Origin of the sequence: Bifidobacterium sp. M0399, from assembly GCF_016100595.1 — a bacterium.
In the GTDB taxonomy this organism is placed as follows: domain Bacteria; phylum Actinomycetota; class Actinomycetes; order Actinomycetales; family Bifidobacteriaceae; genus Bombiscardovia; species Bombiscardovia polysaccharolytica.
Genome location: NZ_JACFSD010000001.1, coordinates 970119 through 984608, shown reverse-complemented (window position 1 = coordinate 984608; position 14490 = coordinate 970119). Strand labels below are relative to the sequence as shown.

The 14490-nt window shown below is 58.1% G+C and carries 10 protein-coding genes; 3 read left to right on the top strand and 7 right to left on the bottom strand.

Annotation, left to right across the window (positions count from 1 at the left end; translation table 11 throughout):
* Positions 1 to 7 precede the first annotated feature (7 nt).
* A complete protein-coding gene (locus H3V09_RS03950; protein WP_198191009.1) occupies positions 8 to 700 on the top strand; it encodes a response regulator transcription factor in 693 nt (230 codons plus the stop codon).
* A gap of 55 nt (positions 701 to 755) precedes the next feature.
* Entirely contained in the window at positions 756 to 1655 is a 900-nt protein-coding gene (locus H3V09_RS03945) for a sensor histidine kinase (protein WP_198191008.1), read from the top strand.
* Between the two features lie 191 nt (positions 1656 to 1846).
* On the opposite strand, the gene H3V09_RS03940 is transcribed toward H3V09_RS03945, so the two are convergent.
* The 6 genes from H3V09_RS03940 to H3V09_RS03915 all read right to left on the bottom strand — a co-directional run bounded on the left by H3V09_RS03940 (position 1847) and on the right by H3V09_RS03915 (position 8384).
* A complete protein-coding gene (locus tag H3V09_RS03940; RefSeq protein WP_198191007.1) occupies positions 1847 to 2896 on the bottom strand; it encodes an NAD(P)-dependent alcohol dehydrogenase in 1050 nt (349 codons plus the stop codon).
* Between the two features lie 244 nt (positions 2897 to 3140).
* Complete coding sequence (locus H3V09_RS03935) at positions 3141 to 4166, bottom strand: threonine aldolase family protein (RefSeq protein ID WP_198191006.1); 1026 nt, start codon at positions 4164 to 4166, stop codon at positions 3141 to 3143.
* 81 nt (positions 4167 to 4247) lie between these two features.
* A complete protein-coding gene (locus tag H3V09_RS03930; RefSeq protein WP_198191005.1) occupies positions 4248 to 5657 on the bottom strand; it encodes an NAD(P)(+) transhydrogenase (Re/Si-specific) subunit beta in 1410 nt (469 codons plus the stop codon).
* Positions 5654 to 6022 carry an NAD(P) transhydrogenase subunit alpha gene (locus H3V09_RS03925; protein WP_198191004.1) on the bottom strand — a complete coding sequence of 123 codons (369 nt, stop codon included), beginning with the start codon at positions 6020 to 6022 and terminating at the stop codon, positions 5654 to 5656. Before H3V09_RS03925 ends, H3V09_RS03930 begins: the two co-directional genes overlap by 4 nt.
* Positions 6019 to 7209 (bottom strand): NAD(P) transhydrogenase subunit alpha, encoded by a 1191-nt coding sequence (locus tag H3V09_RS03920; RefSeq protein ID WP_198191003.1) that lies wholly within the window; start codon positions 7207 to 7209, stop codon positions 6019 to 6021. Before H3V09_RS03920 ends, H3V09_RS03925 begins: the two co-directional genes overlap by 4 nt.
* A 482-nt stretch (positions 7210 to 7691) precedes the next feature.
* Positions 7692 to 8384: a hypothetical protein gene (locus H3V09_RS03915; RefSeq protein WP_198191002.1), complete on the bottom strand. Its 693-nt coding sequence runs from the start codon at positions 8382 to 8384 to the stop codon at positions 7692 to 7694.
* Positions 8385 to 8846: 462 nt separating this feature from the next.
* Here H3V09_RS03915 and H3V09_RS08990 point away from each other — a divergent pair, with 462 nt between their 5' ends.
* Positions 8847 to 9149: a hypothetical protein gene (locus tag H3V09_RS08990; protein WP_232339355.1), complete on the top strand. Its 303-nt coding sequence runs from the start codon at positions 8847 to 8849 to the stop codon at positions 9147 to 9149.
* Between the two features lie 568 nt (positions 9150 to 9717).
* Here the strand turns inward: H3V09_RS08990 and H3V09_RS03905 are convergent.
* Positions 9718 to 13512: an RCC1 domain-containing protein gene (locus H3V09_RS03905; RefSeq protein WP_198191001.1), complete on the bottom strand. Its 3795-nt coding sequence runs from the start codon at positions 13510 to 13512 to the stop codon at positions 9718 to 9720.
* Between the last annotated feature and the right edge of the window lie 978 nt (positions 13513 to 14490).

The following is a 14490-nucleotide window of genomic DNA, read 5'->3' as shown; positions in this document are numbered from 1 at the left end:
AGACAGTATGCCGACGATTCTGGTCGTGGAGGATCAGGAGGACATCCAGTCCCTGCTCAAGGATGTGCTGGGCGAGACCTACAGGATTATCCAGGCGACGACGGGCGCCCAGGCCTTGGCCCGCTTTCAGCAGGAGGAACCCGACCTGATCCTTCTGGATCTGATGCTCCCTGTAGTTACCGGGGACAGCGTCCTCAAGGCCATTCGGCATATGTCGTCGGTGCCGGTCATCATCCTCACGGCCATTCAGGATAAGACCAGAACCGTCAGCCTCCTGGAGCAGGGCGCCAATGATTATGTGACCAAGCCTTTCGACATTGACGAGCTCCGCGCTCGTGTCCAGGTCCAGCTGCGCCAATCCGGGGCACTGAAATCCGATGCGGATGCAGCAGGTGAATCCGACGCCAAGATTTGTTTTCAGGGGATCGAGCTGGACCGGATGGAGCACACGGTCAGCGTTGATGGGCACAGGGTCGAACTGGCACGCAAGGAATTCGCCATCCTTGAGCTTCTGATGGACCATCCACATCGGGTCTTCGAGAAGGAGGACCTCTACAGGCAGGTTTGGAACCAGCCATACATCAATGCCGAGAATACTCTCAATGTGCACCTGAGCACCTTGCGGACCAGTCTGAACAGATACGCCGGCAGTCAGCGCTACATCGTGTCAGTCTGGGGCATCGGCGTTCGCCTGGTCTGAATTCGGATGGAAGAAAGAACGATGAATAAGGGTCGTCGGAGGTGAATCCGTGAAGGTGGCCGCACTTGTTTTGGGTCTTGTCGCCCTCGCCCTGGCGATTGGCCTGATAATGCTGATTGTCGACCTCAAACGGATCAGTGACGATCTGGACTTCATCAACCATGCCGACACTAACGCCTTGGTAACCACTGGGTCCAATATCGGGCTCATCCGCACTCTGGCGGATAGGATCAATGCCGTTCTGAACAAGACCAGGCGGCTGCAGATCACCCAGGCTGAGCAGAACAAGCAAGTCCGGCAGATGCTGACCAACCTAACCCATGACATCAAGACCCCGCTGACCGTGGCCAGGGGATACGCCCAGCTGCTCAAGGAGGGATCGGCTGATCAGGAGCAATTGGGTAAGATCCTCAACAACCTGCAATCGGTGGATCACTATCTGCATTACCTGATGGATTTCAATCTGATACAGGAGAAGAGCGTGAGCCTGGATCTGACCAGGGTGAACCTATCGGCATTGGTTCAGCAGGAGCTCTTCAATGCCTTCGATTCTCTGACCGCGCGGTCCGTCACGGTGGAGCCCAGAATTCAAACTGGTGTGGAAATTACGACGGATCAGATCATGATGAGTCGAATAATTCAGAACCTGATCGGCAACTGGCTCAAGTATGCGGAGGAATCAGCCTGGGTGGACCTGCACAAGAGTGAAGATGGACGAATTCATTTGGACTTCGGCAACAAAACTACGGGCGAAGCAGTCGATGTGGACAGGCTCATGGAACGGTTCCAGACCGATGACCAGTCACGTACCAAGATCAGAAGCACAGGTCTGGGTCTGAGCATCGTTGATTCCCTGGTGGATTCGCTCAGCGGCTCCATGAGGCTGGAATCTGCCGACGGTATTTTCCTGGTCCACTTGTTGTTGGGTGATGCTCCGCAATCGAAGGAACTGTAAATAACGTAGGCTTGAGGGAGCTTGGTAAGATGCTGTGGCCGGTCACGGTCTTCACGACAAGACCGTGACCGGCCATCAGCGCATGTAGGCGGAGAATGGGGTCAGCACATGAATCTGACAGCACCTAAATCTGATTGTGCTTAAATCCGGCCGACAGATGAGTCGCTTCTTCGTCTACATTTAAGGGAAAATCAGGCCTTGGTGTGGGGCACTATAACAGCCCTGGCCGACAGCTTGTTGTCGACCAGCTTGTGGTAGGCATCCAGGGCATTGTCCAGTGAGTAGGTTTCGATCTCGGTCTCGATCTGGCCGTTGCGATACATGTTGGCCACATCGTAGAGCTCAGGGATGGAACCCCAGTAAACACCAAGCAGCTCCTGCTCCCAGGGCTTGGAGTACCAGTCGTATTCCGCCTTGCCGCCGGCGATGCCGACCACGGTCACCCGGGATCCCGGGCCGCCCGAAGCCTGTGCGGCAGCAATGGTCGGGGCCACACCCACGAAATCGAAGGCGGCGTCCACGCCCTCCCCGTGGGTGATCTTCCTGATGTTCTCCACCTGGTGCTCGTCGCTGACCACGGGGATGGCACCCTTGGCCTCAGCCTTGGCCAGGGCCTCTGGCTTGGTATCGGTGGCGATCACGGTGGCGCCGGTCAGGGCGTGAAGAATCTGAATGGCGATCTGGCCCAGTCCACCCAGGCCAATGACCAGAGCGTACTTTCCGCCGCCGTTCAGGTGAGGCATGGCAGCCCGGATGGCATGGTAAGGAGTCAGGGCAGCGTCAGCCAGGGGTGCAGCGCCGATTGGATCTGCATCGCCCAGCGGTACCAGGTTGCGGGCCGGAACGGTCATGTATTCAGCCATGCCGCCGTCACGCCCCAGTCCCAGCGCCAGGGATTTATTGGTGGCGGCGCTGGAGCAGTAGTTCTCCTGGCCGGCCACGCAGTGAGGGCAGTGGCCGCATCCGGTGGGTCCATAGACGATGTAGGCATCGCCTTTCTTGAAGCCCGTGACATCGGGTCCTACCTCTTCGACCCAACCAGTGGTCTCATGTCCCAGAATGAATGGCGGCTTGGTGTGGCTGCCGGTTTCTGGGGTGTAGTCCTGGAAGACGGAGACGTCGGAATGGCAGCAACCTGCCCCGGCCACCTTGAGCAGAACCTCGCCGCTCCCAGGTGTCGGCTCCGGCACTTCCTTGAGGGTGGGGAATGTATTGAATTTTTCGAAAACAACAGCTTTCATAAGCTTCCTTTCATCGTTGAATCATTCGCGCCCCTATGCTCAGGACGGGGTGTGCGCATCTACATCGATGCAATAAAAATCTTAACGAAAGATAACTATGTACTCACCTTGAAAGGGTGTGATATGTCCGACAAAGTGGGATTGGCAATGTTCATATGCATAAACGCCCCTCCCCCAAGGATGACCGGTAGGGGAGGGGCGGCAGGATGATTCTTGTCTTGCCTTCGTTTAGCGTGAGCGACTTTTACAGCAGATTGATCAGGGCTTGGGTGTCCTCGACTGTCGTCGCCCAGGAGGTGGCCAGCCGGATCACGGTGTGGGTGGCATCGCTGCGTTCCCAGAAGTCGAAGGCGACCTGCTTGGACAGCTCCTCCATGCGTTCATTGTCCAGGCGGACGAAGGTCTGGTTGGTGGGGGAGTCCATGACAATCTGATACCCCTTCTCCTGCAGGGCCTTTTTGATCATCGCTGCCGTCTGGATGGCGTTGCGGCTGATTCGTGAATAGAGGTCATCGGTAAAGAGGGCATCGAACTGCACTCCCAGGAGTCTTCCCTTGGCAAGAAGGGCACCTCTTCTTTTGATCATGGTGCTGAAATGCTCGGGGGCATTCCCTCTGGGGAAGACCACCGCTTCACCGCAGAGTGCGCCGACCTTGGTTCCGCCGATGTAGAAAACGTCGCAGAGACGGGCTATGTCCGTCAGATCGACGTCGGTTCCGGGAGCCACCAGTCCGTATCCCAGCCTGGCCCCGTCCAGATAGAGGGGAATCTTGTATTCCCGACAGGTCTGCGAGAGGTCTTCCAGCTCCTGTCGAGTGTAGAGGGTCCCATACTCGGTGGGATGTGAGATGTAGACCATGCCGGGGAAGACCATCTGCTCATGGTTTCCGTCGGCATAGAAGCCTTCCAGAAAAGCGTTAAGGTCCTCTGCGCGAATCTTGCCCTGTTCGCCGCGAATTGTCAGAACCTTGTGACCTACGGCTTCGATGGCGCCGGCCTCATGGACATTGACATGGCCAGTATCCGCAGCGACCACTCCTTGATATGACTTCAGCAGGCAGGAAGTGACGACCTGGTTGGTCTGGGTTCCTCCGGCCATGAAATAGACCTGGGCCTGGGGGCAGCCACAAGCTTGGGCAATTTTCTGAGCAGCGGAGGAGCAGTACCGATCCTTGCCGTACCCGGGAAGGTGCTCCATGTTGGTGTCGATCAGCCGCTGCAGGACTGCGGGATGTGCGCCCTCGGAATAGTCGTTGACGAATGACAGCATGTGGGTCCTTCCTGTTCGATGATAATTGGCTCCGGACCAGTCAAGCCGATCCGGAGCCATGGTTCTCACTACAGCATATGCTCAGGCGATGAGTTCCTTGACCGATGCAATGATCGCCTGAAGGCTGACCTTGGCGTCATTGAAGAGCATCTGCGTATTTGGGTTGAAGTAGAGCTCGTTCTCAATACCGGCGTACCCCTTGCCTCTGCCTCGCTTGAGGACGACAACATGCTGGGCCTTGTCAACGTCCAGGATGGGCATGCCTGAGACTGCAGTCCCCGGCCGGCGTGCAGCCGGGTTGGTCACGTCATTGGCACCGACCACCAGGGCGACATTGGCTGAGGGGAACTGGGGATTGATGTCGTCTAGGTCAATCAATTCCTCATAGGGGACGTTGGCTTCGGCCAAGAGGACGTTCATATGTCCGGGCATGCGGCCGGCCACGGGATGGATGGCATAGGAGACCTCCACGCCACGGCTCTTGAGCAGTTCGCCCAGGTCGGCCAGTTCGCGTTGGGCCTGGGCCTGGGCCAGACCAAAGCCGGGGACGAAGATGACCTTGTCGGCGTAGACCAGCTGGACAGCCACATCGTCGGGCGTGGTCTCCTTCATGGTCCCCTGGGCACCCTGATCCTGGCTGGCGCTGACAGAGGAACCGCCGAACCCGCCGGCCAGCACGCTCAGGAGCGGCCTGTTCATGGCCTGGGCCATCAGGACGGATAGGGTGGCACCTGCTGCGCCGACCAAAGCCCCTGCCACGATCAGAGCCACGTTATTGATGGCCAGGCCGTTCATGGCCACAGCTGTACCAGTGCAGGCATTCAAGACGGAGATGACCACGGGCATGTCGGCGCCGCCGATGGGAATGACGAAGACAAGTCCGTAACCTAGGGCGAATATGGCCGTGAGGAGGGCCCATAGGGTCCGATTGCCCGGATTCAGGCAGAGCATGACCAGGCTGAGGACCGTCAACAGGGCGAAGAGCACATTCCAGACGGCCTTGGCCGGCAGCTTCATGTTTTTGATCAGGCCGATGCCCTGGAGTTTGCCGGCAGCGACCAGGGAGCCGGTGAAGGTGATGGAACCGATGACTACGCCCAGGCCGGCGGTGATCAGCACCACCAGAGTCGGGGTGCCCTCGGAAGTCAGTATGTCGTTCAGAGCGACCAGGGCTGCAGCGCCGCCGCCGACCGTGTTGAAGACGGAAACCAGCTGAGGCATGTCCGTCATTTTCACCTTCTTGGCCGAGTAGACCCCTGCAGCGGCTCCAATCAGAATGCCGAGCACGAGCAGAACGATGGCCAGGGAAGATGTGAAACCCGTGGCGAACAGGTGAATGAAAGCCATGGCAACGGCGATGACCATGCCTACCGCAGAAATCCTATTGCCTGTACGGGCGGTTTTGGGGGAGTTCATGTAGTGCAGGCCCATGACGAACATGACTGAGGAAAGGAGATAGACGAACCAGGTGATGATGTCGAGGGTGTTCACTTCTCGGCTCCCTCGTTCTTAGCGGTCTGGGTCGTAACGGTCGAAGCCTGTTCGTCCTGACTGGTCTTACTCTTCCCCGTGTCGGGTTTGGAGGACTTGAACATCTCCAGCATTCTGTCGGTCACCACGTAGCCGCCCACTACATTCATGGCGCCAAGGACGGCAGCCAGGAATATAAGTATGTAGGAAAGCGGGGAGTGAGACTCTGCCGCGATGATGATCACACCGACGATCACAATGCCATGAATGGAGTTGGCGCCCGACATGAGCGGTGTGTGAAGCGTGGCCGGAACCTTGCCGATCACCTCCACGCCGATCAGCAGGGCCAGAATGAAGAGCGTAATTGCTATGACCAAAGAATTCATTGCTCCTGACCTTTCTCTTCGGTCTTTTCAACATCCGGAGCATCCGCGCTTCCATGCGCGCTGGATTTGGTTGCTCCTGACACAACAAGTGCTTGATCGATCTCGTCGTCCGTTTTGATGCTGAGCGCACCGTCACGAAGGAAATGCACCAGCACGTCCGCCACATTTCTGGACAGAAGATTCGATGCCGTCGTGGCTACGCCGCTGGCCAGGTATGGGGCCCCGATCATGATGACTCCCTTGTCGGTGGTCCTGGTTCCCACCTGTGATCCCTCGACATTGCCGCCTAGGTCGCTGGCAGCGCAGTCCACGACCACAGCTCCGGGATGCAGGTTGGCCACGCCCTTGGCGCTGAGGAGGCGAGGAGGCTTTCCGCCTGGAACCTTGGCTGTGGTGATGACCACATCGAAGCCTGCCGCTTTGGCATCCACCGCAGCCTGCTGCTGGGCCTGCTCCTGATCGGTCAGCTGGCGCGCATAGCCGCCCTGGCCCTGCCCCTTGGAGAAGTCCAGTCCCAGGTCGAGGAACTTGGCTCCCAAGGATTCCACCTCCTGCCTGGAAGCGGGTCTGACATCATAGGCGGTGACCACGGCTCCCAAGCGTTTTGCGGTCCCGATGGCCTGCAGACCTGCGATGCCGGCACCCAAGACCAGGACATTGGCTGGTCGGATGGTTCCTGCGGCAGTGGTCATCATGGGGAAGAAGGAGCCATAGGCATTGGCAGCCACCAGAGCCGCCTTGTATCCCATGACCGAGTTCTGCGAGGTCATCTCGTCCATGGACTGGGCCGAGCTGACCTGTCGGGGGAGTCGCTCCATAGCGATCCCTGTAAGCCCGGACGCTTCCAGGGATTTGATGTAGTCCTTGTCGCTCAGGGACCCCAGCATGCCGATGATCCATGTTCCGGCTGGGATCCCCTTCAGCAAGGATTCATTTGGTCTGTTGACGAAGCCCAGAACTTGTGACTTGGATAGGACGGTATTCCTGTCGGTGACTGTTGCTCCCGTCCGCCGGTAGTCCTCATCTCGGAAGCCGGCTCGAGCCCCGGCTCCGGACTCCAATAGGCAGGTAATGCCCTGCCTGGTCAGCCGGGTCACGATGTCAGGCGTTAGGGCCACTCGGGACTCTTCATCGTCAGTCTCTTTGAGGACCCCGAAGGCTACGTGGGTTTGTTCTGGTCCACTCATGTCTTTCCTTTTCCAAACACAACTGTGTGTGAGTAATTTCATCAATGATTCTAGTTGCTGGTCTTTACTGTTGGCAGGTCAACACAATTTGTAAGTGACTAAGTAACAGCTGAGAAGAGACTAAGCTCAAGATAGTTTGCATGGTGTCTTGCCGAAGAGGATGAGAAATAAAAAGAGCAAAGGGCCATGCTCGCCCGGTTGTGTCCATGTAGCTCATGGATTGCTTGAAGCGATTTCGCGGTTTTGATGCGGATTTTTGTGAACCGGCCGGCAAAGTGCAGGACCTTGCCATCCATGTCAAGCTGCAGTAGGGGAGATGATCAAGTAAAGGGTGCCACACATCTTCAAGAATGATGAGTGGCACCCTGAGGCGGAAGGCCTTGGCTACGGAATGCTGTGGGAAGGCAATTTCACATCCACGGTCGGCCAGCCGGCCTTTCCGGTCTGCTATGTCGTTTCAGATCCATGTTCGCTGCAGTGCTTTATTCATTCCCCTCGAGTTTTTCGTTCGCCGCAGGGTCCTTGGGCTTGGACTGCAAGGGATTGTGATGGTAGATAAGGGCGAAGGCAGCCAGGGTCTCGATCATGCTGGCGATGATCCAGGCGATGACGATGGCGTTCTGATGTTTGCCGACGGTTCCCATACGGGTGAAGATGAACACATCCATGATGAAGGTCTGCAGAACCAGAAGGACCGTCGCTACAACTACCGTCCTGGTGTGCCTGTCTGCATCTGTTCCCTCTCCCTCCGGTTTGCCGGGAGACTTGAAGCTGGCATAGGAGAGGAGCCAGATGCCGATTCCGAAGAGAACGGCGGCAAGAGGCAGGGAGAAGAAGATCGGCATGGTGCTCAGGCTGAGGCCCAGAGCTGCAACCAGGACTGCCGAGGCAAGGCCTAGATAGAAGGAATCGTGGTTTTTGGCCTTGCGCGGTTTGGCGGGCTTGCCTTCCTTGGTTGGTTGAGACGGTTTATCGACAGGTCCGGGCATATCCTTTGCAACAGGCTTACCGGGTTGGCTTGGCTTGTCGTCATGGGAGGAGCCATCATGCTCTCTGTCTACCTGGCCGGCCTGCGAGCGGTCGGCGGTTAGGGCCTGGTCCTGCTTATTTTGTGCTCCAGGTCTGCCGTGGGCAGCGTCCTTGCTGGATGAATCCCCGCCTTCCTTCTTCGGCATGGGGGCATTTTCCGCTTGGCTTTCTCTTCTGTCGTTCGCGTTCTCCACTGGTCTTGGCATGCGGTCCTTGTCGTTCATTGGTGATTGTTCGGGACTTTCATGCCTGCCTTGGTTCTTATTCGCACGTTCGTTTCGATTGTTGCTCATCTGACCCTCCAGGCTTGTTCTTCCCCATTGCTTGTGGCAGGTCATCTGGAAGCCTGCCCGTTTTCAGGAAGCAACATCCGTTGAGGCTAGTGTATGTGTCTTTTTCTCATAAAAGTGGCATTGACCGGCACCAGATTCATACCATTCCGATATTGACCCTTATGGGTGAAGCACCAATAGCTTGAAGAGAAGAATGTCCTGCAAAAAGAGCTGGGTTCATTGCAGCGTATCCGACTATGGATGCTGTCTCTGCCTGGTTGGTGCCGGCGGCCGTTAACGGGGTCTACCAGATAGATGATCTGGATGAATGGCTGCATGGGGGCATCGACCCTCGATGCCATCAACCGACTGATCGATGCGACCTGCGCGCAAAGATCAACCTCCGTAAGGCCGGCCATGAAGATTGACTTCAAGGTGGACAGGCCTGTGCCCGGCTTGGCTGACTTGTGTCTGCTTGTTCGGGATTCGTTGGATGATGTGGTTGCCGCGCTTCGTAAGCGTCATGTGGACTATTGTGGTCCGGTCAGCAGGACTGGCGCGCTTGGGGCTATTACCTCGGTATACGTCAGGGATCCTGACAGGAATCTGATCGAGCTTTCCAGATACGACCAGGACTGATACCAAACAAGAACAGGTCATATCAGTCGGCAATAACAGGAATGCAAATACAGTTTTGGGAAAGTTATAAGTAACAGATGATCTTAAACGGCATCCTATTCGGATACCGATGGTTTAGTTTATTACAGCTACAAGGAGTTGTTTAATTTAGTCTCGTAATAATTCACACGCGGTTAGGCTTAGCTCTACGCCTAAGTAATTATCTTTTCAGGATTCGTTAATTGTTTTATTGGCAAAACATGTTCGATCATGGCGATCGAATCAATACTGGCGAAGTGTAACGTAGGATACGTTTGGCCAAAGGACAGCACCTTATCACCAGAGAAACTGGCGACCGGCCACGGTATCGAATTCAACCATCCCATAGCCTCTCGTTTTTTTTCCTCCCCATTCACTGAAGGGGTCTTGGAAAACATCTGTGTCTAGTGAGATGACCAGTTCTATTGTTTCAGGGCCTGCTGTTCATAGGATTGTGGGGTGGCTCCGTTGTGTTGGGGGATTGGCGGGGCCACCCTGGTTGGCCGGGCCGTCTTGGGATGCGGCCCGGCTGCTTACTCGGATAAAGATTCTAGACGCGCAGGCTGCGGGTTTCCCGCCGGTGGCGTCCGGCCGCGGCTACGCCGGCCGTGGCGAGCAGCCCGGCGGCGAGCAGGAGGATCATGCTGCCGTTGCCTCCCGTCAGGGGCAGGGTGCCTTCGTAGGTGTAGGCCAGGTGCGCCTGGGCCTGGCCGGCGCCACCCAGGCTCCAGTCCACAATCACGTCGGCCTGTCCTGGATTATGAGCAGGCGTGGCAAAAGAGACGGATCCGTCAGGGTGCTGTTGCAGGGATCCGACCGCTGTCTTGTCGAACTTGACGCCGGTGATCAGCAACGAGTTGAGGGCCACCAGGGTCGGCGTGCCGCTCTGCGTCAGACTCCCGTTGCCGAGCTGGCCGTACTGGTTGTCGCCCCACGCGTAGGCGTTGCCGTCACGCCCTATGGCCATGGAATGATAGTATCCTCCGTTGATTCGTGCGGCTGCGAGCCCGGTGCCGGCGCTCCCCTGGCCTGCGGGCGGCAATACGCGTGTGGGGGTGTACCGGTTGCTGGTGGTGTTGTCGCCCAGCTGCCTGTGGGAGTTGTCGCCCCATGCCCAGGCTGTGCCGTTCCGGTCGACGGCCAGAGAGTGGAGCCAACCGGTGCTGATCTGCGCGACTTGGAATGCCTGGCCGGGGCTTGCGGGATCCTGGATCTGTCTGGGTCTGGGCCTGCTGGTTGTCGACCCGTCGCCCAGCTGCTCGAAGTCGTTGTCCCCCCAGGCCCAGAGGGTGCCGTCCTGGCCGATGGCTAGGGCGTGGAAGCCTCCGGCGCTGATCTGCGTGGCTTTGAAGGCCTTGCTCGTGTCCTTGGGGTCGGGCACGCGTGCCGGGTCGGCGGCGTACATGGTGCTGCCGGCTCCCGTGGCTGTGCCGTTGCCGAACTGCCCGTACTCGTTGTACCCCCACGTGTAGAGGTTGCCGTCCGCGTCCATGGCCATGACGAAGCTCCAGCCCAGGCTTACTCGCACCGCCTGCAGCCCCTGGCCGGAGCCATTGGGATCCTTGGCCAAGGTGGGCGTCAATTTGGACGTGCTGTATGTTAAGTAGTTGTTTGCCTCGCTGCCCCAGGTGTAGACGCGCCCATCCGGGCTGATGGCCGCCGAGTCGGCGTAGCCGGCGCTCACCTGGACGGCCTTGAAGGGCTGGCCGTCCGCGCCCTTGACAGGCAACGGCTTGGAACGGTCGCTGGTGGTGCCGTCGCCCAGCTGACCGCGGTTGTTGGCCCCCCAGCTGTAGACGATGCCGTCGCTGCCGACGGCCAGCACGTGAGCCGCGCCTGCCGCGACCTGCGTGTAGGTGAACCCGGAGGCCACGCCGTCCGGCAGAGGAACCATGGTCGGCGTCTTCTGCGTAGGCGTCTTGTCTGGATCCTGGCCCAGCTGGCCGCGGTCGTTGTCGCCCCAGGCGTAGGCGTTCCCGTCACTGGCCACACCCACGGAGAAGCCTTGGAAGTACCCGGACGGGTAGCCGCCGGCGCTGATCTGGTTGAAGCGGATGCCGCGGCTCAGCTTGGGCGGGGTGATGGTCGCCTGCTGGCCGCCCAGCACATTGCCCTTGCTCGGGCTGATCGACCAGCCGCCGGTGTCTGCAGGGCTCCAATGCGCGACCAGGGTGATGTCAGCGGTGACCGGCTGGCTGAAATCATACGCCACCCTGGATTCACCCTTGGCGTCCTTGAGGAACCAGCCATCAAACAGGAAGCCGTCCCTGGCCGGGCTGATGGTCGGGCGTGTGGCCTGCCGGCCTTCGGTGATCTGCTGCTGGCCTGGGGCCGGCTTGCCGCCGGCGCTGTCGAAGGCGACCGTGTAGGAGCTGATGTAGGTGTAGTCCAGGTGCGCGTCGGGCTGCTGGCCGTTCCTGCTCCAGGAGACGGCCACGTCCGTCTTGCCTCCTGCATGTGGGGGCGTGATCACGCTCCAGGTGCCGCCCTTGTTATCGGCTAGGCTCATGCCAGGCGTATCGCCGAACTTGACACCGGTCGGCTTCGGCTTCGCAGGGAAGTCGACCATGCCGGGATTGCCGTCGAATTTCCCGCTGGTGTTGCGTCCCAGCCGGCCGTAGGTGGCGTCTCCCCAGCTGTAGAGGTTGCCGTCCGATCCCAGGGCCAGGGAGAAATCCCCACTAATGGTGCCTGGCGCGCTGGCTTGGGTGATTGTGACGCCCGTCGGCATGGCCACTTTGCCTGGCGTGCCGTCTTGCGTGCCGCTGGTGACGCGTCCCAGCTGGCCCTTGCTGTTGTCTCCCCAGCTGTAGAGGTTGCCGTCCGATCCCAGGGCCAGGGAATGATAGCCGCCTGCGATGACCTGGGTGAATCGGCTGACGCCTGCAGGCAGGTTCACTTTGCGCGGCGTGCCGTCGTTCACCCCGCTGATGCTGCGTCCCAGCTGTCCATAGGCGTTGTCTCCCCAGCTGTAGAGGTTGCCGTCCGATCCCAGGGCCAGGGAATGATTGTATCCTGTGCTGATCTGGGTGAATTTCGTGCCGTCTGTCGGCATGATCCTTTTGCTCGGCGTGGGCAGTGGTACAACAGAACCGCTATTGCCGTTACCCAGCTCACCATGGTAGTTGTATCCCCAGCTGTAGAGGTTGCCGTCCGATCCCAGGGCCAGGGAGTGATTAGTGCCTGCGCTGATCTGGGTGAATTTTGGGACCCCTGTCGGCAGGCTCACCTTGCTCGGCGTGCCAAGGGAATCGGTGGTGCCGTTGCCCAGTTGTCCGGAGCTGTTGTCTCCCCAGCTGTAGAGGTTGCCGTCCGAGCCGATGGCCAAGGAATGTGTAAATCCTGCGCTGATCCGGGTGAATTTCGTGCCGTCTGCCGGCATGATCACCTTTCTTAGCGCGCCAGAAGAAGAAGTAGTGGTGCCGTCGCCCAGCTGTCCGGAGCTGTTGTATCCCACGCTGTAGAGGTTGCCGTCCGAGCCCAAGGCCAGGGAGAAACTTAGTCCTGCGCTGAACTGGGTGAAGCGGACGCTTTCTTCAGGCGGCGTGACGATGCCTGGCCGGTCGGCTGGCGTTGTGATTAAGTCGAAGTCGCGTCCCAAACCGCTTGTGCTTCCCCAGCTGTAGAGGTTGCCGTCGGAGCCCATGGCCAGGGACAGGTTTAATCCTGTTTCGATGTGGCTGAAGCGTATGTCGGATGTGGTGGGCGTGGTCAGGGTGATCCGGGTGCCTCCTTCTGCTGGCCCGGAGGCGGGTTTGAGGCTCCAGGAGCTGGTTATCCTGGTCCATTTGGCGGTCAGGGTGATGTTGCCGGTGACGGGCTGGGTGAAGTCGTAGGCGGTGTTGCCGGTGAACCATCCGTTGAACAGGTAGCCGTCCCTGGCCGGGTCCTTGGGCCTGGAGGCTTGTCCGCCGCTGGGGACGCTCTGGGAGGGCGTTCTGGTTCTGCCGTCGGGGTCGTTGAAGGCGACGGTGTAGGCTGCGCGTGTCTGGGGCTGGCTGTCGGCCGTCTTGCTTTGGATGCCGGTGTCGCCGGGCTTCTTGGGCGCGGGCTGGGATGTGGTGAGGGGGGATGCGGTGTTCAGGGGCGAGGGTGAGGGCAGCGGCGACTGGGGGCCGGCCGGGGTGGCAGGCAGGATTGGTGCACTGGCTGATGGGTCGGCCTGTTGGCCTGCAGCCGTCTGTTCCAGCTTGGTCGGCTCGGGCACACTGGATTCGCCGGAGGCTGTGCCGGCCATGGCCAGGCCGCCCATGATCAGGCTGGCTGGCAGGATAATAGCCAGCAGAACGCCAACCATGGTTGTTGATCGGCCGCGTGCGGACTTATGCCGAAGCGTAATATGCATAATCCCTTCCCGAACACATGTAGTTCAATGACGAAATTCCCCTCGTTTCTGATGAACTACGTACCGGGAACACCCCCGGCAGATAAAACCATGCTATCACCCGCATATCTGTGGGCCAACTCGAATGTAAGTAATATGTTTCGCTCTTTTTATCTTTTTAAATATTGTAAAAATATTCATTGAACCGACCAGCCTGATGTGGTCTATAAGGAAGGCGGTTCCACTAAATATGAATATATGTCAACTATGCTATTGTTGATTACGGTTTTGCTCGGTTTGGTTATTGCCTTTGGCTTCGTATACGGCTCTGACCCTAAGGGCTTGTAGGTCATTCTGTCATTTGTGTTACTGGCGCTCGTTTTTTGGGGAGTGAAGTCATTTGTCGATTTTGAGCCACACATGGTTACAACGGTCACGTATGAGGATGCTGGGGGCGTTTGATCGCATATAACAAAACCCCTGCTTTTTAATCAGAGGCATAGCTTTAAGGTGGGGTGGCGAACGCGGCTTGAATGCGCGACCTTCTGAACCACTATTGTGGGCATTGAACCAGATCAAATGGCTGCATGTGCGGCTTTAGAAGATACAATGACTGGCATCACTTCTGCGGTCGTCTCTCGTGTCACCATCCTAGCTTTCACTGGTTCTAACTCTGATGACAGGTCATCTGGCCCCTAGCTCGCCTCGTTCGATTCCTACCGAAGTGTGACCCCCCCCCCAACCATTGGGCGAGTAAATTCCAACGTCGCTGCACTCAGCAGTAGTTTTGCTGCCGTGTGTTGGCAGCATAGACGAGTGCTATATATTGCTTTGTAATAGATAAATTAATGAGTAGAGCTCAATATTGGTATAGACCAATATTGAGCTCTGTTTTCTTTGCAGTATATGCTTTGAGTGTTGATTTGTATAAGGAATATTGCTCTTTTGGTGCAAATGTCGTTACACCACCAAGCGAGCAGCAGAAACTATGATGTCCCT

What these genes read in the sequence shown, in the direction of transcription:
- H3V09_RS03950 (WP_198191009.1), top strand. Translation starts at nt 8, where the DNA reads ATGCCGACGATTCTGGTCGTGGAGGATCAGGAGGACATCCAGTCCCTG.
- H3V09_RS03940 (WP_198191007.1), bottom strand. Translation starts at nt 2,896, where the DNA reads ATGAAAGCTGTTGTTTTCGAAAAATTCAATACATTCCCCACCCTCAAG.
- H3V09_RS03935 (WP_198191006.1), bottom strand. Translation starts at nt 4,166, where the DNA reads ATGCTGTCATTCGTCAACGACTATTCCGAGGGCGCACATCCCGCAGTC.
- H3V09_RS03925 (WP_198191004.1), bottom strand. Translation starts at nt 6,022, where the DNA reads ATGAATTCTTTGGTCATAGCAATTACGCTCTTCATTCTGGCCCTGCTG.
- H3V09_RS03920 (WP_198191003.1), bottom strand. Translation starts at nt 7,209, where the DNA reads ATGAGTGGACCAGAACAAACCCACGTAGCCTTCGGGGTCCTCAAAGAG.
- H3V09_RS03915 (WP_198191002.1), bottom strand. Translation starts at nt 8,384, where the DNA reads ATGCCGAAGAAGGAAGGCGGGGATTCATCCAGCAAGGACGCTGCCCAC.
- H3V09_RS08990 (WP_232339355.1), top strand. Translation starts at nt 8,847, where the DNA reads ATGGGGGCATCGACCCTCGATGCCATCAACCGACTGATCGATGCGACC.
- H3V09_RS03905 (WP_198191001.1), bottom strand. Translation starts at nt 13,512, where the DNA reads ATGCATATTACGCTTCGGCATAAGTCCGCACGCGGCCGATCAACAACC.